At 73.2% G+C, this 19,037-nt stretch carries 14 protein-coding genes and 1 riboswitch; of the genes, 12 read left to right on the forward strand and 2 right to left on the reverse strand.

Annotated features, from left to right (window positions below; all coding sequences use genetic code 11):
* Nucleotides 1-123 precede the first annotated feature (123 nt).
* From AB0D01_RS00455 to AB0D01_RS00470, 4 genes are all read left to right on the forward strand, one after another.
* Nucleotides 124-1,479 (forward strand): pitrilysin family protein, encoded by a 1,356-nt coding sequence (locus AB0D01_RS00455; protein WP_363052574.1) that lies wholly within the window; start codon nt 124-126, stop codon nt 1,477-1,479.
* Nucleotides 1,480-1,499: 20 nt separating this feature from the next.
* The gene (locus AB0D01_RS00460; protein WP_363053036.1) at nt 1,500-2,867 is read left to right on the forward strand and encodes a pitrilysin family protein; all 1,368 of its coding nucleotides are present in this window, start codon (nt 1,500-1,502) and stop codon (nt 2,865-2,867) included.
* Nucleotides 2,868-3,152: 285 nt separating this feature from the next.
* Nucleotides 3,153-3,309: riboswitch (cyclic di-AMP (ydaO/yuaA leader) on the forward strand.
* A gap of 13 nt (nt 3,310-3,322) precedes the next feature.
* Nucleotides 3,323-4,123 carry a M23 family metallopeptidase gene (locus AB0D01_RS00465; RefSeq protein WP_363052576.1) on the forward strand — a complete coding sequence of 267 codons (801 nt, stop codon included), beginning with the start codon at nt 3,323-3,325 and terminating at the stop codon, nt 4,121-4,123.
* Nucleotides 4,124-4,389: 266 nt separating this feature from the next.
* The gene (locus tag AB0D01_RS00470; protein ID WP_363052578.1) at nt 4,390-5,055 is read left to right on the forward strand and encodes a GntR family transcriptional regulator; all 666 of its coding nucleotides are present in this window, start codon (nt 4,390-4,392) and stop codon (nt 5,053-5,055) included.
* Nucleotides 5,056-5,375: 320 nt separating this feature from the next.
* Here the strand turns inward: AB0D01_RS00470 and AB0D01_RS00475 are convergent, their stop codons facing one another.
* The gene (locus tag AB0D01_RS00475; RefSeq protein WP_351815341.1) at nt 5,376-5,657 is read right to left on the reverse strand and encodes an HPr family phosphocarrier protein; all 282 of its coding nucleotides are present in this window, start codon (nt 5,655-5,657) and stop codon (nt 5,376-5,378) included.
* A gap of 210 nt (nt 5,658-5,867) precedes the next feature.
* Here AB0D01_RS00475 and AB0D01_RS00480 point away from each other — a divergent pair, with 210 nt between their 5' ends.
* From AB0D01_RS00480 to AB0D01_RS00515, 8 genes are all read left to right on the forward strand, one after another.
* The gene (locus AB0D01_RS00480; RefSeq protein ID WP_363052580.1) at nt 5,868-8,678 is read left to right on the forward strand and encodes a GNAT family N-acetyltransferase; all 2,811 of its coding nucleotides are present in this window, start codon (nt 5,868-5,870) and stop codon (nt 8,676-8,678) included.
* Between the two features lie 38 nt (nt 8,679-8,716).
* The gene (locus tag AB0D01_RS00485) at nt 8,717-9,322 is read left to right on the forward strand and encodes a DUF5998 family protein (protein ID WP_363052582.1); all 606 of its coding nucleotides are present in this window, start codon (nt 8,717-8,719) and stop codon (nt 9,320-9,322) included.
* A complete protein-coding gene (locus AB0D01_RS00490; RefSeq protein WP_363052584.1) occupies nt 9,322-10,527 on the forward strand; it encodes a nucleotide pyrophosphatase/phosphodiesterase family protein in 1,206 nt (401 codons plus the stop codon). Before AB0D01_RS00485 ends, AB0D01_RS00490 begins: the two co-directional genes overlap by 1 nt.
* Before the next feature lie 109 nt (nt 10,528-10,636).
* Nucleotides 10,637-11,287, forward strand: a complete 651-nt coding sequence (locus AB0D01_RS00495; protein ID WP_363052586.1) for a thymidine kinase — start codon at nt 10,637-10,639, stop codon at nt 11,285-11,287.
* A gap of 82 nt (nt 11,288-11,369) precedes the next feature.
* On the forward strand, nt 11,370-12,503 hold the full coding sequence (locus AB0D01_RS00500; RefSeq protein WP_363052588.1) for a hypothetical protein: 1,134 nt from the start codon (nt 11,370-11,372) through the stop codon (nt 12,501-12,503).
* Nucleotides 12,500-15,307 (forward strand): DUF87 domain-containing protein, encoded by a 2,808-nt coding sequence (locus AB0D01_RS00505; RefSeq protein WP_363052590.1) that lies wholly within the window; start codon nt 12,500-12,502, stop codon nt 15,305-15,307. Before AB0D01_RS00500 ends, AB0D01_RS00505 begins: the two co-directional genes overlap by 4 nt.
* A gap of 503 nt (nt 15,308-15,810) precedes the next feature.
* Nucleotides 15,811-17,310, forward strand: a complete 1,500-nt coding sequence (locus AB0D01_RS00510) for a C2 family cysteine protease (protein WP_363052592.1) — start codon at nt 15,811-15,813, stop codon at nt 17,308-17,310.
* A gap of 4 nt (nt 17,311-17,314) precedes the next feature.
* Entirely contained in the window at nt 17,315-17,563 is a 249-nt protein-coding gene (locus AB0D01_RS00515; protein ID WP_363052594.1) for a DUF6406 domain-containing protein, read from the forward strand.
* Between the two features lie 28 nt (nt 17,564-17,591).
* On the opposite strand, the gene AB0D01_RS00520 is transcribed toward AB0D01_RS00515, so the two are convergent.
* Nucleotides 17,592-18,806 carry a serine hydrolase domain-containing protein gene (locus tag AB0D01_RS00520; protein ID WP_363052596.1) on the reverse strand — a complete coding sequence of 405 codons (1,215 nt, stop codon included), beginning with the start codon at nt 18,804-18,806 and terminating at the stop codon, nt 17,592-17,594.
* Nucleotides 18,807-19,037 lie beyond the last annotated feature (231 nt).

Genomic DNA, 19,037 nt, shown 5'->3' on the forward strand with positions numbered 1-19,037 from the left:
CGCCGACAACGCCGACTCCGACCCAGGCGGGAGCCCGGGAACTTCTCCGGTGGTCGGCGCGCTTGCATACAGTGGCAGGTCGATACGAAATCTCTGCATCGCGAGCGAAGGGACCACATGCCCATGGGTCACACGGCAACGGCTCAGGCGGGCTCCGGCGGCCTGACAGCGACCGAGCACCGGCTGGCGAACGGCCTGCGCGTGGTGCTGTCCGAGGACCACCTCACCCCGGTCGCCGCCGTCTGCCTCTGGTACGACGTCGGCTCGCGCCACGAAGTCAAGGGGCGGACCGGTCTGGCTCACCTCTTCGAGCACCTGATGTTCCAGGGTTCGGCGAGCGTACCGGGCAACGGGCACTTCGAGCTCGTCCAGGGGGCCGGAGGCTCCCTCAACGGCACGACCAGCTTCGAACGCACCAACTACTTCGAGACCATGCCGGCCCACCAGCTGGAGCTCGCCCTGTGGCTGGAGGCGGACCGCATGGGTTCGCTGCTGGCCGCGCTGGACGAGGAGTCCATGGAGAACCAGCGCGACGTCGTCAAGAACGAGCGCCGCCAGCGCTACGACAACGTCCCGTACGGCACCGCCTTCGAGCGGCTCACCGCCCTCGCCTACCCCGAGGGCCACCCGTACCACCACACCCCGATCGGCTCCATGGCCGACCTGGACGCCGCGTCCCTGGAGGACGCGCGCAACTTCTTCCGTACGTACTACGCCCCCAACAACGCCGTCCTGTCGGTGGTCGGCGACATCGACCCCGAGCAGACCCTGGCCTGGGTCGAGAAGTACTTCGGCAGCATCCCCGCGCACGACGGCAAGCAGCCGCCGCGCGACGGTTCGCTGCCCGAGGTCATGGGCGGGCAGCTGCGCGAGGAGATCGTCGAGGAGGTCCCGGCGCGCGCGCTGATGGCCGCCTACCGGCTGCCGCACGACGGCACCCGCGACTGCGACGCCGCCGACGTCGCGCTGACGATCCTGGGCGGTGGCGAGTCCTCCCGCCTGCACAACCGCCTCGTACGCCGCGACCAGAGCGCCGTCGCGGCCGGTTTCGGCATGCTTCGCCTCGCCGGCGCGCCCTCGCTGGGCTGGCTGGACGTGAAGACCTCCAGCGGCGTCGAGGTGCCCGCCATCGAGGCGGCCGTGGACGAGGAGCTCGCCCGCTTCGCCGAGGAGGGCCCCACCGCCGAGGAGATGGAGCGCGCCCAGGCACAGCTGGAGCGCGAGTGGCTGGACCGGCTGAGCACGGTGGCCGGCCGGGCCGACGAACTGTGCCGCTTCGCGGTGCTGTTCGGCGACCCGCAGCTGGCGCTGACCGCCGTCGGGCGGGTCCTGGACGTCACCGCGGAGGAGGTGCAGGCCGTGGCCGCCGCCCGACTGCGCCCCGACAACCGCGCGGTGCTCGTCTACGAGCCGGCGGCCGGATCCGCGAACGACGAGTCCGACGAGGACGAGCACGAGAACGAGGGGGCGGACCAGTGAGCGACACCGCAGCCGTGACCATGACCTTCCACCCGCGCCCGGAGGCCGGCGAGGCCAGGCCCTGGGCCTTCCCGGCCCCGGAGCGCTCCACCCTGGCCAACGGCCTGACGCTGCTGCGCTGCCACCGCCCCGGCCAGCAGGTCGTCGCGGTCGAGGTCAACCTCGCCGCGCCGCTCGACGCCGAGCCGGCCGGCCTCGACGGCCTGGCCACGATCATGGCCCGGGCGCTGTCCGAGGGCACCGACAAGCACAGCGCGGAGGAGTTCGCGGCCGAGCTGGAGCGCTGCGGGGCCACCCTCGACGCGCACGCCGACCACCCGGGCCTGCGCGTCTCGTTGGAGGTCCCGGCCTCCCGCCTGGCCAAGGCCCTCGGCCTGCTCACCGAGGCCCTCGCCGCGCCCGCCTTCGCCGACGGCGAGGTCGACCGCCTGGTGCGCAACCGGCTCGACGAGATCCCGCACGAGCTGGCCAACCCGCAGCGGCGGGCCGCCAAGGAGCTCTCCCGGCAGCTCTTCCCGGCCTCCCTGCGCATGTCCCGCCCCCGCCAGGGCACCGAGGAGACGGTCGCGCGGATCGACTCCGGGGCCGTACGCGCCTTCTACGAGGCCCACGTGCGCCCCGCCACCGCCACCGCGGTGGTCGTCGGCGACCTGACCGGCATCGACCTCGACGCCGTGCTGGCCGACACCCTGGGCACCTGGACCGGCGACACGGCCGAGCCCCTCCCGGTGCCGCCCGTGACCGCCGACGACACGGGCCGCGTCGTCATCGTCGACCGGCCCGGAGCGGTCCAGACGCAGCTGCTGATCGGCCGCATCGGGCCGGACCGCCACGACATCGTGTGGGCCCCGCAGGTGCTCGGCACGTACTGCCTGGGCGGCACCCTCACCTCCCGCCTGGACAAGGTGCTGCGCGAGGAGAAGGGCTACACCTACGGCGTGCGCGCCTTCGGCCAGGTGCTGCGCTCCACCGCCGACGGCAAGGGCGCCTCGATGCTGGCCATCAGCGGCTCCGTCGACACCCCCAACACCGGCCCGGCGCTGGCGGACCTGTGGCAGGTGCTGCGCACCCTCGCCGAGGGCGGCCTGACCGACGCCGAGCGGGACGTGGCGGTGCAGAACCTGGTGGGCGTGGCCCCGCTGAAGTTCGAGACGGCGGCCTCCGTCGCCGGCACCCTCGCCGACCAGGTCGAGCAGGAGCTGCCGGACGACTACCAGGCCCGGCTGTACGCGCGGCTGGCCGAAACCGGTACGGCGGAGGCCACTTCCGCGGTCGTGAGCGCCTTCCCGGTGGACCGCCTGGTCACCGTCCTCGTGGGCGACGCGGCGCAGATCGAGGAGCCCGTGCGGGCCCTCGGGATCGGCGCCGTCACCGTCGTCACCAACTGATCCGGCGGCGGTCCCGCGAGGCCGCCGGGAGACGCCAACGCGGCGTTTCCCGGGGCGCGTCGAGTCCGATTCGACCGTGATTTCGGGTCGTACACCAGCCGTGTGACAAAGAGCCCCCGCCGGAGCCCCCGGCGGGGGCTTTTTTGTCCGTTTGGTGGCGTGGTTGCGTGTATGCGGTGTGGCGTACGCAACAAAAAGGCTCGTCTGTTTGGCGATTGGCTGATGATCCGCCTAGCGTCGGCCGTGCTGTCCGTCAGTTGATACGCGCCGCACCCCCGCGGCACCGGGCAGCGATCGCCGAGTCCCCGTCAGGCGCGAGCCTGGGGAGCCGGGGACCCATCAGTCCCTGGGGTGAATCGGACCGCCTCGCAAGAGGGGGCCCGTAGGAGACCTTCCTGCTCCGAACCCGTCAGCTAACCCGGTAGGCGAGAAGGAAGGAAAGGATCACCCCCTTCATGGCGATTGGCAGTCGTGCAGCCGGTAAGCACCGTGGTTCCAGCCGTCTGAGCCGCAAGACCGCCGGCATCGCCGGTGTGGCCGCCCTCGCCACCACGGGTGTGGTCGGCAGCATCGCGGCCCCGGCCTTCGCCGCGGACAACTCCGCCCCGTCCATGGAGGACACCGGCCAGAACGCGATCGTCGTCGCCGACGGTCTCCAGGACGACCTCGAGGTCCAGGCCGAGTCCCAGCAGGTCGCCGCCGAGGCCGTCGCCGCCCAGGCGCAGGCCGAGGCCGAGGCCAAGCAGCGGGCCGCCGAGGCCAAGCGCGTCGCCGAGGTCGCCGAGGCCAAGGCCAAGGCCGAGCGCGAGGCCGCCGAGGCCAAGGCCAAGGAGGAGGAGCGCAAGCGCTCCAACGCCTTCGTCGCCCCGGTCAACGCCGCGGTCACCACCTCGTACGGCGCGGGCGGCGGCATGTGGTCCTCCGGCAGCCACACCGGCATCGACTTCGCCGTCGGCCAGGGCACCTCCGTGCACGCCGTGGGCGCCGGCACGGTCGTCGAGGCCGGCTGGGGCGGCGCGTACGGCAACAACGTCGTCATCCGCCACAACGACGGCACCTACACCCAGTACGGGCACATGTTCTCGCTGAGCGTCTCCGTCGGCCAGCAGGTCGGCGCCGGCACGGTCATCGGCCTGTCCGGCAACACGGGCAACTCCAGCGGCGCGCACCTGCACTTCGAGGCCCGTACGGGCGCCTCGTACGGCTCGGACATCAACCCGCTGACGTACCTGCGCAACCACGGCGTCGGCATCTGACCCGCACCGCGCACCCACGCACCTGACGGAAGGCCCCGGCTCATCGAGCCGGGGCCTTCCGCGTTCCCGGTCCGCGTTCCCCGCAACCGGTGGCCGATTCCCGCAGCCGGTGGCCGATCCGTGTCCCGGTCCCGTCCCCCGGTCCCGCGGAATGTTTTTCGAATTTCCGGCCCGCCTCGGAAATCCTCGCGCATTGCAATAGAGTCGCAGCACGGTCACGATCCCGGCGAGGGTGCCGGTCGTCGAAATGCAGCGGAGGTCCGGCCTTGCGTATTCCTGCGCACGCGGTATGCACAGCGATCCGCGACGACATCGTCTCCGGTTTCTTCGCGCCCGGCGGCCGGCTCACCGAGGAGGTGCTCGCCCGCCGCTACGGGGTCTCCCGCGTCCCGGTCCGCGAGGCGCTGCGCACCCTGGAGTCCGAGGGCTTCGTCACCACGCGCCGCCACGCGGGCGCCTGCGTGGCCGAGCCGACCGAACAGGAGGCGGCCGACCTCCTGGAGCTGCGCGTGCTGCTGGAGCCGCTGGCGGCCTCCCGGGCGGCCCGGCGGCGCACCGAGGGCCACCTGAAGGTGCTGCGCGGACTGGTCAGGCTGGGTCAGGAGCGGGCCAGGCAGGGCCAGGGCGAGGACCTGCGGGCCCTGGGCGGCTGGTTCCACGAGACGCTGGCCCAGGCCTCGGGCAGCCCCGGGCTGATCGCCCTGCTGACCCAGACCCGGCACAAGATCGCCTGGATGTACGCGGTGGAGGCCCCGGCCAGGCCCGTGGACTCCTGGGCCGAGCACGGGGCGATCGTGGACGCCGTGGCGCGCGGCGACGCGGAACGGGCCCGCGCCCTGACCGCGCAGCACGCCGCCACGGTGGTGCGGGCGCACCGGCCGCGGGTGAGGACTTCGCAACGTGCCGTAAACACGGCGAGCGGTGGGAATTAACGCGGGCCGTATACAAAGGGCGGAGCGGGATTCCCGTCGAATTCGACGGTCCGGAATTTCGGGAAGGGGCGGCAGGTATTTCCACCTTCCGCCTTCCGTGCTTTCCGCGTTTCCGCGCTCTCGTGTTCTCGCGCTGCCGCGCCTCGGTAATCCGGGATCCCCGGATTCCGTCATTCACGAAATCCCGCACCGGTTCGTCCGGAGCCTCGGACCGGGGCGCCCCCGCGCGCGGTCGTGGAACACGAAAGCCGCAGCCCCCGCCGTCACGGCGGGGGCTGCGGCCTTCGTGCTCGTGGTGGCGGACCACCGGACCCGAAGGGTCAGACGGTCTCCGGGAGCTCCTCAAGGCCCTCGGCGACCAGCTTCGCGAGACGGTCCAGGGCCGCGTCCGCGCCCTCGGCCTCGGAAGCGAGGACGATCTCCTCGCCGCCCTGGGCGCCCAGGCCCAGGACCGCCAGCATGGAAGCGGCGTTGACGGGGTCGCCGCCCGCCTTCGCGATGGTCACCGGGACGCCGGAAGCGGTCGTCGCCCGGACGAAGATCGAGGCGGGACGAGCGTGCAGGCCCTCGGCCCAGCCGACGTTGACGCGGCGCTCTGCCATGGTGATGCCCTTCAGGTTCTTACGGTTGTCTAGACCAGTCTCTCACGACACCCGGAATGCTCGGACCGACCTTCGGCCCGGATCCACCGCCGTTCGACCCTCCCCAGCTTGCCCTGGTTCGCCCCGGGTGGCCGGGTTCGCCGCGCGCGCCGACCGGGCCCCGCCCGTCGTACTCGTACACACGGTCGCCCCGCCCCTTAGGGTGACCCCATGACCATGCCGTCGGACCCCTCGTACCCGGCCCACTGGGAAGCGGACGTCGTGCTGCGCGACGGCGGCACGGCCCGGATCCGCCCCATCACCACCGAGGACGCGGGGCGGCTGGTCAGCTTCTACGAGCAGGTCTCGGACGAGTCGAAGTACTACCGCTTCTTCGCCCCCTACCCCCGGCTCTCCGACCGCGACGTGCACCGCTTCACGCACCACGACCACGTGGACCGGGTGGGGCTCGCCGCGACCATCGGCGGCGAGTTCATCGGCACGGTCCGCTTCGACCGCATCGGCCCCGACGGTCGACCCGCCTCCGCCCCCGCCGACGAGGCCGAGGTCGCCTTCCTCGTCCAGGACGCCCACCAGGGCCGCGGGGTCGCCTCCGCCCTCCTCGAACACATCGGCGCCGTCGCGCGCGAGCGGGGCATCCGTCGCTTCGCCGCCGAGGTGCTGCCCGCCAACACCAAGATGATCAAGGTGTTCACGGACGTCGGCTACCAGCAGAAGCGCAGCTTCGAGGACGGCTCCGTCCACCTCACCCTCGACCTCGAACCCACCGCCGAGTCCCTCGCCGTCCAGCGCGCCCGCGAGCAGCGCGCCGAGGCCCGCTCCGTGCAGCGGCTGCTCGCCCCCGGATCCGTCGCGGTGATCGGCGTCAGCCGCTCCGGCTCCGGCGTCGGCTCCGCCGCCCTGCGCAACCTGCGCGACGGCGGCTTCCACGGCCACCTCTACGCCGTCAACGAGGCCCGCGCCCCCGGCATGGAGGGCGACCTCCTCGACGGCGTACGGGCCTACCGCACGCTCGCCGACATCGCGTCCCCCGTCGACCTCGCCGTGATCGCCGTCCCCGCCGACCGGGTCCCCGACGCGGTCGCCGCCTGCGGGGAACACGGGGTGCAGGGCCTCGTCGTCCTGTCCGCCGGATACGGGGAGAGCGGCCCCGCCGGACTGGAGCGCCAGCGTCGACTCGTACGCCAGGTCCGCTCGTACGGTATGCGGCTCATCGGACCCAACGCCTTCGGGGTGATCAACACCGCCCCGGACGTGGAGCTGAACGCCTCCCTCGCCCCGGTCCCCACCACCGCGCGCGGCCGCATCGGCCTGTTCACCCAGTCCGGCGCCATCGGCATCGCCCTCCTGTCGGGCCTGCTCAGACGCGGCGAGGGACTGTCGTCCTTCGTCTCCGCCGGCAACCGGGCCGACGTCTCCGGAAACGACATCCTCCAGTACTGGTACGACGACGAGGCCACCGACGTGGCCCTCATGTACCTGGAGACCCTCGGCAACCCCCGCAAGTTCACCCGCCTCGCGCGCCGCACCGGCGCCGTCAAGCCCGTGGTCGTCGCCCGCGGCGGCCGGCACACCCCGGCCGGCCACGTCGTCCCCGGCACCCGCCTCCCCGAGGCCACCGTCTCCGAACTGCTGCGCCAGGCCGGCGTCATCCGCGTCGACACCGTGACGCAGCTGGTCGACGTCGGCCTGCTGCTGGCCGGGCAACCCCTGCCGGCGGGCCCGCGCGTGGCGATCCTCGGCAACTCCGAGTCCCTCGGCGTCCTCACCTACGACGCCTGCCTGACGGAGGGGCTGCGCCCGCTGCCCCCGCTCGACCTGACCACCGCCGCCTCCCCGGCCGACTTCCGCGCCGCCCTCTCGGCGGCCCTGGCCTCGCCGGACTGCGACGCGGTCGTCGTCACCGCCATCCCCTGGGTCGGCGAGCGCGCCCTCGCGGACGACCTGGCCGAGGCCCTGCGCCAGGCCGTGGCCGAGGTCCCGGGCAAGCCGGTGGCCGTCGTGCACGTGGAACTCGCCGCCCTGGTCGAGGCCCTGTCCGCCGTCGGAGCACCCGCGCCGGCACGCCCCGCCCCGAGTCCCGCCCCGACGCCGCAGGCCCCCGAGCCCGCGTCCCCCGAGCCCGAACCCCCGACCGACCGCGCCCCCGCCGGGCGGATCCCCGCCTACCCCGCCGCCGAGCGGGCCGTGAAGGCCCTCGCCGAGGCCGTCCGCTACGGGGCCTGGCGCCGCGCCACCGCCGAGGCCGGCCAGGTCCCCGAGTACGAGGACATCGACGAGGCCGGCGCCGCCGCCGGGCTCGCCGCCCTCCTGGCCGGGGTCGAGGAGGGGGCCGTCCTCACCCTGGACGACGCCGACGCCCGCGAGCTGCTCGCCCGCTACGGCATCCGCGTCCGCGCCACCCTGCCCGCCCCGAGCCCCGACGCCGCCGTCCGCGCGGCACGCGTCCTCGGGTACCCGGTCGCCCTCAAGACCACCGCCCCGCACCTGCGCCACCGCGCCGACCTGGGCGGCGTACGCCTGGACCTGGCCACCGAAGCCGACCTGCGGCGGTCCTACGAGGAACTCACCGAGGCCCTCGGCACCCCGGCCGAGCTGCTCCCGGTGGTCCAGGCGATGGTGCCGCGCGGGGTGGACACCGTCGTCCGGGCCGTCATGGACCCCGCGGCCGGCGCCGTCCTCTCCTTCGGCCTCGCCGGGGTCGCCTCCGAACTGCTCGGCGACACCGCGCACCGCCTCGTCCCCGCCACCGACCGCGACGCGGCCGCCCTGATCCGCTCCATCCGCACCGCGCCGCTGCTGTTCGGGTGGCGCGGCAGCGACCCCGTCGACACCCCGGCCCTGGAAGAACTGCTGCTGCGGTTGTCCCGCCTCGTCGACGACCACCCCGAGGTGACCGGGATCTCCCTGGAGCCCGTCGTCGTCGCCACGGAAGGCCTCTCCGTGCTCAGCGCCACCGTGCGCATCGCCCACCCGCCCGCCCGGACCGACCTCGGCCCGCGCACCCTCCCCAGCTACTGAGCACGGGGCAGGTCGGGGGACCCCGTACGGGCCTTAGGATGGACCCCATGGCGAAATCCGGTACGACGACCCAGGGGCTGCGCGCGGCGATCGAGCGCAGCGGCTACTACCCGGCCCTCGTGGCCGAGGCGGTGGAGGCCGCGGTGGGCGGCGAGCCGATCTCGTCGTACCTGGTCCACCAGGAGACCACCTTCGACTCCAACGAGGTGCGCCGGCACGTCACCGTCCTGGTCCTGACCGGCAACCGCTTCATCGTGAGCCACACCGACGAGCAGGCCGCCGACGCCGGCTCCCCGTCGCCGTACGCGACGACCTCGACCGAGTCGGTCAAGCTCTCCAGCATCTCCTCCGTGGTGCTCAGCCGCGTCGTGGCGAACCCGGAGTCCTACACGCCGGGCCGGCTGCCCCGCGAGGTCGTCCTCACCATCGGCTGGGGCGCGGTCTCGCGCATCGACCTGGAGCCCGCCGCCTGCGGCGACCCGAACTGTGACTCCGACCACGGCTACACCGGCAACTCCACCGCCGACGACCTGAGCCTGCGCGTCAGCGAGGCCGGCGACGGCCCCGAGACGGTCCGCCAGACGCTGGTCTTCGCGCAGGCCCTCTCCGAAGCCACCGCCGCCACCTCGGGCCCCACCCGCTGATGTCGTACTCCGCGCCGCCGAACTGGCAGGACGAACCGGAACTCCTCGACCTCGCCGGCGCCCCGGTCCCGCACTACGGGACCGGCTCGCTCGCCGACCTGCTGCCGACCCTGGCGGCCGGTCAGGGCGTACCCGGTCTCACGGCCGGCATCGCCGAGCTGACCCCGGCGGACCGCAACTGCGTGTTCCTGGTCGACGGCATGGGCTGGGAGCAGATCAAGGCCCACCCCGACGAGGCCCCGTACCTGACCTCGCTGCTCGCCGGCTCGCGCGGCGGCACCGGTCGCCCGATCACCTCCGGCTTCCCGGCGACCACGGCGACCTCGCTGGCCTCCGTCGGCACCGGTCTGCCCCCGGCCCGGCACGGTCTGCCCGGCTACGCCGTGCGCAACCCGGCCTCCGGCGAGCTGATGAACCAGCTCCGCTGGCAGCCGTGGACCCAGCCGAAGCCCTGGCAGCCGTACCCGACCGTCTTCCAGCTCGCCGACGCGGCCGGGGTGCACACCGCCCAGGTCTCCTCGCCCGCCTTCCAGACCACCCCGCTCACGAAGATCGCCCTCAGCGGCGGGACCTTCCACGGCCGGATGACCGGCGAGGAGCGGATGGACCTCGCGGCGATCCAGCTCGCCGCCGGCGAGCGCTCGCTCGTGTACACGTACTACAGCGAACTCGACGGGGCCGGCCACCGGCACGGCGTCGACTCGGACGCCTGGCGCGGCCAGCTCATGTACGTGGACCGGCTCGTGCAGCGGCTCGCCGAGCAACTCCCGCCGCGCACGGCCCTGTACGTGACGGCCGACCACGGCATGGTCGACGTCCCCTTCGACGAGGACTCCCGGATCGACTTCGACGAGGACTGGGAGCTGGGCGCGGGCGTGGCCCTGCTCGGCGGCGAGGGCCGGGCCCGGCACGTCTACGCGGTGCCGGGCGCCGAGGCCGACGTCCTGACCGTGTGGCGCGAGGTCCTCGGCGACCGGTTCTGGGTCGCGAGCCGCGAAGAGGCCCTGGAGCTGGGCTGGTTCGGCGCGCCGGGCGAATGCGACGAGCGGGTGCTCGGCCGGATCGGCGACGTGATCGCGGCGGCCCAGGCGGACGTGGCGATCACCGCCTCCCGCAACGAGCCGAACGAGTCGGCCCTCGCCGGCATGCACGGGTCGATGACCCCCGCCGAGCAGCTGGTCCCGCTGCTCGAAGTCCGCACCTGACCGGCGCCGGACCCCCGACCGCCCCGTTCCCTCCTCCCGTTCCTCCCGTTCCGCCCGCTCCTCCCGTTCCCGCCCCGCGTACCGCGCCCCCGAAAGGTCCGTACTTCCCATGCCCGAGCTGGTGTTCTTCTCCGGAACCATGGACTGCGGAAAGAGCACGTTGGCTCTACAGATCACCCACAACCGCTCCGCGCGGGGCCTGGTCGGCGTGATCTTCACCCGCCAGGACCGGGCGGGCGAGGGCAAGCTCTCCTCGCGCCTGGGCCTGGTGACGGACGCGGTCGAGGTCACCGACACCATGGACGTGTACGCGTACCTGGTGGGGGAGTTGTCGCGGGGCGGCAAGGCGGACTACGTGATCGTGGACGAGGCGCAGTTCCTCGCGCCGGCCCAGATCGACCAGTTGGCCCGGATCGTGGACGAGCTGGACATGGACGTCTTCGCCTTCGGCATCACGACCGACTTCCGCACCAAGCTGTTCCCCGGCTCGCAGCGGCTGATCGAGCTGGCCGACCGCCTCGAACAGCTCCAGGTGGAGGCCCTGTGCTGGTGCGGGGCGCGCGCCACGCACAACGCCCGCACGGTGGGCGGCGTCATGGTGGTCGAGGGTGAGCAGGTCGTCGTCGGGGACGTGAACCGCCCGGCGGAGGAGATCGGCTACGAGGTGCTGTGCAGGCGCCACCACCGCCGTCACATGACCTCCGAGACCGCGCACGCCGCCTCGCTCTCCCCGGACGTCCTTCCCGTGAACCACTCCTGACGGTCCATCGGAGGCCGCCGTCTTCGTCGTCGGACCCGTGGGCTAGGGTGATCAACCGGTTTCGACACGGGGGATGGTCCGCATGGACGGTACACAGGGCGGCGGCGCCGGCCGCTGGGCGGCGATGGGGGCGACGGGGCCGAACGCGTCCTACCGCAACCAGACGCTGAAGTACGAGAACGTCGAGCTGAACTTCGACGAGTCGGTGGCCTTCCGCACCGTCTTCCAGCTCTGGTTCCAGGCCACCGTGGCCTCCTTCATGGCCTTCATGATCTTCGGCTTGCTGCCCGCGCTCTTCTCCAGCTCCGGTCCCTTCGACTCGGGGGACGAGCTCGGACTCGGCTGGATCTTCTCGTTCATCGTCTTCTGGGTCGTCCTCCTCGCCTCGCGCATCAACGAGCCGATCTCGGAGTGGAAGTCCCTCCTGGAGGACAAGCACGCCGCGTCCTCCTCCGCGTACGCGGCGATCTACGCGGCGCTCGCCCGCCGCCGGATACCCGTCTCCGCCGTGCCGGTGCGGATCCGCAGCGACCTCCTCCCGGAGGTCGTGAACAACCGCCTCGTCATCAGGAGCGGTCGCTACGTCGCCTACGTGACGGTCTTCGGCTACGGCACCAGCCTCTACGTCGGGTGGACGATGTGGCGCAGCCGCAGCGGCGCCGTGATCATCGGCCACTTCGTCAAGGACATCATCGGCGGCATGTTCAACCGCGCCGGTGACATCAACCAGATGCTGCGCACCGAGCGGGCCCGCGCCATGCGCGAGGCCGTGCACTCCGCGGCCCGCGAGGGCGTGGAGGCGGCCGTCGAGGGCGTCGAGGTGCCCCTGGCGACGGCCTTCGGGCAGGAGCCGCCCATCCAGTCCGGTGCCAACGCGACCGAGCCGGGTCCGGGTACGGCGCCGGGGCACGGGCCGGGTGCCGCGCCGATGCCGGGGACCGCGCCGGTGCCGCCGGCGGGGCCGGGCTTCGGGGCCGGGCCCGTTCCGGGTCCCGCGTCCGCTCCGCCGGCCGGGCCCTCCGCCCCGCCCGCGCCGCCGACCGGGGGCCACCCGCACCCGGCGCCGCCCGCGGTCGGGCAGCCGCACCCGGTGCCGCCCGCCGCGGGCGCCGTCCCGCCCGGCTACGCCCCGTACGCCCCCGGCACCCCGCCGACCCCGCCCGCACCGCCCGCCCCGGGCACCCCGCCGCACGGCACCGCGTGGGGCGGGAATTGAGCGCAGCCGACCCGGCCGGCGTCCTGACCGTCTCGGACGGCACCACCACCTGGGCGTGGTCGGCCGTGCGCATCGACGCCGCGGCCGACCTGACGGAAACCCAGGAGTACGCCGACCTGCCGGAAGCGGAACGCCGCGCCAAGGCCGTGGCCGCCGAGGCCGCCTGGCTGGCGGGGCAGTGGAACACCGCGCACGGCGAGCGGATCGAGCTGCGCTACCTCAGTGACCCGGTCGGGCGGCGCATCTCCTGCGCCCTGCTCGGCCGGGTCGCGGCCCCCACCGCGGAGCTCGCCGTGGCCGCCGCCCGCGCGCTCCGCGACCGGATGGCGGCGCTGCCCCGCCACGTCCACGCCTCGCCCGTCGAGGACCCCGACGAGACGGCGCGCCTGCTGACCCCCTTCACGCCCGACGCCGTGGCGGGCGTCGCGGAGATCCGCAAGCGCTACCACAGCGGGCTGCCCAACCGGCCCGACGCCGGAGTGGCCTACTACCTCGCCCCGCAGCCGTTCACCGCCGCCGCCCCGCCCTGGGACGCGCTGTGGCAGGCCCTGGCGACGCACCCGCACCCCGTCGTGTTGACCGTCGGCCTGGAGCCGTACGTCGTCCCCGCCGACTTCGGACCGCTCGTCCAGCGCATCGCCACCCAGTACGGGCGCCTGGGCACCCCCGGCCAACTCCCCGACGGCCTCTGGTCCCCCGGGACCCAGCTCGCCGCCGACTCCTTCGCCGTGGACGCCGCCCGCGTCTACTCCGACGCCGCACGCCGCTACACCGACCGCGTCTACCGCATGCGCGTCGCACTCGCCTCGCCGGCGCCGCTGCCGGAGTCCCTGGCCGAGCTCGTCGGAGCCACCGTCTCCCCGCGCGAGCAGGCCCGCGAGGGCGGCGCGCTCACCGAGACCCTCACCGGCCCCGCGCACACCGTGGCCTGGCCCGCGCACGGAGAACTGCCGGCCGCCTGGCGGCAGCTGACCACCCTCGAACTCGCGCGCTGGGGCGGCGACCACAGCTGGCGGCTGCCCGAACCGCTCTCCCCGCCGCTGCGGCTGCTCGCCGAACTCGTCGACACCCGCGAGGCCGGCGCGGCCTTCCGGCTGCCCCTGGCCGTCAGCGGACACATGACGGGCTTCCCCGTACGCCGCCCCGGCATGGCCGGCGAGACCGAATACCGCAGCGCCGGCCCCGCCGTCACCCTCGGCCGGCAGCTCGTCCACGACACCCCCGCCGGCCCGCTCGGCATCGGCCTCGACGACCTCACGCGACACGCGCTCATCGTGGGCACCACCGGCTCCGGCAAGACCAACACCACCCTCGCGTTCTGCGAGCAGCTGTGGCGCGACCACCGCACGCCGTTCCTCGTGATCGAGCCGGTCAACTCCACCCTGGACGACTACCGCTGGCTCGCCACCCGCCCCGGCTTCGAGGACCTCCTGGTCCTCACCGTCGGCGACGAGTCCACCGCCCCGCTGCGCCTGAACCCCTTCGAGGTGCCGCAGGGCGTACGCGTCGGCACGCACGTCGCCGGCCTCATGGCCTGCTTCGACGCGGCCTTCGGCCTCTGGGACCCGCTGCCCGGCATCTACAACCGGGCCCTGCGCGCCACGTACGCCCGCAAGGGCATCACCCCCACCGACGTCGCCGGGCCCGTGAGCACGGCGGACTGGCCCACGCTGCGCGACTTCATCACGGAGATGCGCAAGGTGTGCGAGCAGCTCGACTACTCGGGCGAGGTGCGGGACAACATCGTCGCGGCGGCCCGGTTGCGCGCCGAATCCCTCGCCGAGGGGGCCTGCGGCACCACGCTGGACGTCGCCCGTTCCTATCCGATCGAGGAACTGCTGCGACGCCCGGTGGTCGTCGAGCTCGCCGGGGTCGGGGACAACGAGAAGGAACAGTCCCTCGTCACCGCGATGCTCCTCCAGACCATGACCGAGTACTACAAGGCCAACCGCTCCGGCGGCTCCCTCAGCCACGTCACCGTGATCGAGGAGGCGCACCGGCTGCTGGGACGGCCGGCCCCGCAGGGCGGGGACGCGAAGGAGGGCAACGCCCAGGCGCGGGCCGCCCAGGCCTTCGCCAACACCCTGGCGGAGAACCGCAAGTACGGCGAGGGCGTCGTCATCGTCGAGCAGGTCCCGGGCAAGCTCGTCGAGGACGCGTACAAGAACACCAACCTCAAGGTCATGCACCGGCTGCCGGCCGAGGAGGACCGCCGACTCGTCGGCGCGACGATGAGGTTCTCGCCCGACCAGGAGCGCTACGCCGCCGCCCTGGAGCCGTTCCAGGCCTTCGCCTACCACGACCGGATCGACCGCCCGGCGCTGCTGAAGGCCCCGGACGTGCGCGCGCTGGCCGCCGCGGAGGCCGGCGTCGCACGAGCCCCCCTGGCCACGGACGCGGAACTCGGCGCGCGGTTCCGCGGGTTCGCGGCCGCCCACGAGGAGGTCGACGCCGCGCTGGCCCCCTTCCCCGACTGCGCCGGCTGCCGTCACCGCTGCGAGTTCCGCACCCGGGCCGCCACGGCGGTGTGGCCCGAGCACGGCACGAAGCTGAAGGAACGCGTGGCGACGTACCCGAAGTCGAGCGGCGAACAGGCCGCCTGGTGGCGCGAGACGGCCGAGTGGGTCACGGAGGTGGCCGACGCGGTCCCGCTCCCGGCCCCCCGCCGCGCCGACCCCGCCGCGGCGGAGGACTACCGGGCCTGCGTCTTCATCCACGTCGCGCGCGCGGCCTGGCAGCGCAACACCCTGCCCTGGGTCCGCCTCTACCGCACGCACACCCTCCCGGAGGGCGCCCCCCGATGACCGACCGCCCCACGGAACGTCCCCCACTCCCGGAAGCCGCACCGCCTCCGGAAACCACGGACGCCCCGGACCCCACACCACCGACGGACGCCGCCCCACCCCCAGAGGCGGCCCCGACGCCTGAATCCCCGCCTTCGGAGTCGGCCCCGACCCCTGAGGCCCCGTCTCCGGACGAGGCTCCGGATCCCGCGACCCCGTCTCCTGAGTCGACTCAGGATTCCGAGGCCCCGTCTCCGGACGAGGCCCCGACCCCCGAGACCCTGTCTGAGGAGTCGGCCCCGAGCCCGGAGGCTCCGTCTTCGGACGAGGCTCCGGATCCCGAGGCTTCTTCTCCGGAGGAGCCCCTGGCACGCCCGGAGGGTCCGGCCGATCCGGACGAGGCCCCCGACCCCGCGCCGGCGGAGACGGAGGCCCCGCCCCAGGCCGGTCCCGAGTCCGAGGGAGCCCCGGAGGCCCCAGAGGCCCCGTCTGGGGAGTCGGCTCAGGATTCCGAGGTTCCGTCTTTGGACGAGGCTCCGGATCCGGAGACCCCGTCTGGGGAGTCGGCCCCGAATCCCGAGACCCCGTCTCCGAATGAGGCCCCGACCCCCGAGACCCCGTCTCCGGACGAGGCTCCGAACCCCGAGGCTTCTTCTCCGGAGGAGCCCCTGGCACGCCCGGAGGGTCCGGCCGATCCGGACGAGGCCCCCGACCCCGCGCCGGCGGAGACGGAGGCCCCGCCCCAGGCCGGTCCCGAGTCCGAGGGAGCCCCGGAGGCCCCAGAGGCCCCGGAGGAGCCCATCCCCGCCGGGGACGGCACCGAGGCCCCCGACCCGGATGATGCCGCCACCGACGACGGGGCCACCCATGCCCCGGAAGCCCGGGACACCCCGTCCGAGCTGGAGCGCCACGACCCCGACGAGGCCCCGGACCCGCCCGCCGCCGAAGCGGACGACCTCTCGGCCGCTGGTGGGTCCACGGACGCCCCCGTGCCCGACGAGCCGGAGCGGCCGTCCGCAGCACCCGCTCCCGAGGACGAGCTCGTCGAGCACGGCGTCTTCGACCGGTTGAAGCAGTTCACGGGCTCGCGAAAGCGGGATACGGATCGCTCTGAGCAGCCGGTGTATACGGTTGATCACCCGGAGTTCCAGGACCCGCTGAAACGCGCGGACGAGGTACCGGACCGTTACGGCAACCCGCTCGACCGCTCCGACGGAACCAGGATGCCGCTCTTCGACGGAGACCCCGCGCGAGACCAGATCACGCAAGGCAGGATCGGCGACTGTGGGATCATCGCCACGCTCGGCGCGGTCGCGACGCATCACCCCGACGCGATCCGCGCATGTGTGACGGAGATGCCCGACGGCAACTACGGGGTTTCCTTGCACGAAGCGAGGTTCAACTATTCCCGTGACCGGTTCGAGCCCACCGGCCGCAAGATCGATCTGATCGTGACACCCGATGTGCCGGTGTTCGACGAGGCTTCCCACCAGCCCGCCTTCGCGAAGTCCGGGGCCACGGAAGCGGTGTGGGGGCCGGTCATGGAGAAGGCGATCGCGGGAAGCGATCAGGTGTGGGATCAGGAACGCCGCGACCGGTGGGCCGAGATCCAGAAGGTGAGGAAGGTACCGGATGTTCCCGAGGGCTACGTTCGGCTCAACCGGGGAAGCGGGCCCAGTCTGCGGGCGGAATTGCTCACCCAACTCACCGGTAGGCCGGCTGTCATGTGCGAATTCCCCAATGAGTTCGACCATGACGGGCGCAGCCCGGACAAACAGCTTATGAGTGACCTGAAGGAGCGGCTCGCCGAGGGCAAACCCGTGCTGGTCGGTACGCAATCCAAGTTGGATCACGGGGGCCCACTGGAGAACGATCTGCACCCGGCCCACGCGTACGAGGTGACCGAAGTGGACGGCCAGGGGAAGATCCACCTGTGGAATCCATGGAATCGATTCCACCCCGAACCTTTGACCTTGAAGCAGTTCAGGGACAACATCCGTCCGGTATACAGCACTTTGGAGTGAGTCAATGCCTACTGAGATCAAGATCGGCCCGGGCGTACTGACCGATTCCCCCCTGGGGGCCTTCGGAGTGATCGACGTGGACGCTCGCCCCGGGCTCCCTCTGACGGTTCGCCTCGGTGTCGATGACGGTGAGGAGCGCCGGTACACCCTGAGCCTCGGGGACACGTTCCCCGTGCGGGGTGAGCTGTGGCGGCTCGACCGGGTCGAGGATCCCGACGGCGACTACCGGGTGTACCTCCGCAAGGTCGTCTAGCATCGACCGGCGTTCCGGCGACGGGTGGTCACTTCGCGCACAGGGCCTTGTCGATCAGGGCGTCCGCGCGGTCCATGGCCTCCAGGCTGGGCGGCATGTTGGCCGTGAGCGCGATCGTCGCCGCGCGGCCGTCCTCGGTGGCGCCCGGGAAGGAGTGGTAGCCCGGGAGGTTGCCCCCGTGGCCCCACACCAGGCCGCCGCAGCTCAGCGGGGTGCTCGTCAGGCCCAGGCCGTACCGGGTGCCGGGGCGCCAGCCGCGGGTGTCGATCTCGACGGTGCGGCGCATCTCCGCGAGCTGCGCGGGCTTCAGGAGTCCGCCCCCGATCAGGGTGGAGAAGAAGCGGTTCAGGTCGCCCGGGGTGGAGACCATTTGGCCCGCCGACCAGCCCCACGACGGGTCGATCTCCGTGATGTCCTCCAACGGGACCCCGGGCCCGGGCGCGTGGTAGCCGCGCGGGTGGGCCCCGCGCAGGGTCTGCTCGCCGACGCCGGGGAAGTAGGTGTTCCGCAGCCCGATCCGCTCGATGACCCGCTGGGTGATCTGCTCGGCCAGCGGGCGCCCGGTGACCTTCTCGATGATCAGGCCGGCGAGGACGTAGTTGGTGTTGTTGTACGCCCAGCTCGTCCCCGGCGCGAACAGCGCCTTGTGGGCGAGCGCGATGTCGACCAGCTCGCGCGGCTGGTAGTAGGTGTGCCGCTTCTCGCCGAAGACCGCTTCCCGCAGGTGGTCGGTGTAGTTGGGCAGTCCGCTGGTGTGCTGGAGGAGCTGGCGGACGGTGATGGCGCGCCCGTCGATGCCGTCGCCCCGCAGCAGGTTCGGCAGGTAGGTCTCCACCGGGGAGTCCAGCGCGATCTTCCCCTCGCCGACGAGTTGCAGGACCACCGTCGCCGTGAAGGTCTTGGTGTTGCTGCCCACCCGTATCCGCCCGTCGGCCGGCGCCTTGGCCCGGGTGCGCAGGTCGGCGACTCCGGCGGCCTCGTGGCGCACGCGCCCGTCGCGGCCGAGCGTGGAGGCCAGGGCGGCCGGGAAGCCGTCCTCGGTCACGAGCCGCCGCAGGTCCCCGCGTACGTCGTACCGCGCGCCGCGCGCCGTGGGTTCGGGCTCGGCCGGTGAGGCGGACGCAGTCGCGGGCAGGGCCGTCGCCAGGCTCAGCGCGGCGACGGCGGTCGCGACCACCGTGAGGGCCCGTCGGCCGGCCGACGGGGCGCAGGGGAGCGGGCGGACGGAAGGGCGATCGGTCATGGAAGGACGCTCCTGAAGGGAGGGGGAGGGGCGCCGCGGTGATCCGGCGGCACGCCTTCGACCCTAGGAAGCGGAGCTGGTGCCGGGCATCGGGCGCGGGCACGAGGGACCCGGGTCCGGCCCGCCCCCGCGACCGGGACCCCGGTCCTCCCCATCACAGTTGACCCACCGTCAACCCGGGTTGCGGCGCGGCCCTATCATGCGGTGATCATCAACGACTCGGGGGAGCGG

The organism is Streptomyces sp. NPDC048606, assembly GCF_040650855.1.
Taxonomy (GTDB): domain Bacteria; phylum Actinomycetota; class Actinomycetes; order Streptomycetales; family Streptomycetaceae; genus Streptomyces.

What these genes read in the sequence shown, in the direction of transcription:
- AB0D01_RS00455 (WP_363052574.1), top strand. Translation starts at nt 124, where the DNA reads ATGGGTCACACGGCAACGGCTCAGGCGGGCTCCGGCGGCCTGACAGCG.
- AB0D01_RS00460 (WP_363053036.1), top strand. Translation starts at nt 1,500, where the DNA reads ATGACCTTCCACCCGCGCCCGGAGGCCGGCGAGGCCAGGCCCTGGGCC.
- AB0D01_RS00465 (WP_363052576.1), top strand. Translation starts at nt 3,323, where the DNA reads ATGGCGATTGGCAGTCGTGCAGCCGGTAAGCACCGTGGTTCCAGCCGT.
- AB0D01_RS00475 (WP_351815341.1), bottom strand. Translation starts at nt 5,657, where the DNA reads ATGGCAGAGCGCCGCGTCAACGTCGGCTGGGCCGAGGGCCTGCACGCT.
- AB0D01_RS00480 (WP_363052580.1), top strand. Translation starts at nt 5,868, where the DNA reads ATGACCATGCCGTCGGACCCCTCGTACCCGGCCCACTGGGAAGCGGAC.
- AB0D01_RS00485 (WP_363052582.1), top strand. Translation starts at nt 8,717, where the DNA reads ATGGACCCCATGGCGAAATCCGGTACGACGACCCAGGGGCTGCGCGCG.
- AB0D01_RS00490 (WP_363052584.1), top strand. Translation starts at nt 9,322, where the DNA reads ATGTCGTACTCCGCGCCGCCGAACTGGCAGGACGAACCGGAACTCCTC.
- AB0D01_RS00495 (WP_363052586.1), top strand. Translation starts at nt 10,637, where the DNA reads ATGCCCGAGCTGGTGTTCTTCTCCGGAACCATGGACTGCGGAAAGAGC.
- AB0D01_RS00500 (WP_363052588.1), top strand. Translation starts at nt 11,370, where the DNA reads ATGGACGGTACACAGGGCGGCGGCGCCGGCCGCTGGGCGGCGATGGGG.
- AB0D01_RS00515 (WP_363052594.1), top strand. Translation starts at nt 17,315, where the DNA reads ATGCCTACTGAGATCAAGATCGGCCCGGGCGTACTGACCGATTCCCCC.
- AB0D01_RS00520 (WP_363052596.1), bottom strand. Translation starts at nt 18,806, where the DNA reads ATGACCGATCGCCCTTCCGTCCGCCCGCTCCCCTGCGCCCCGTCGGCC.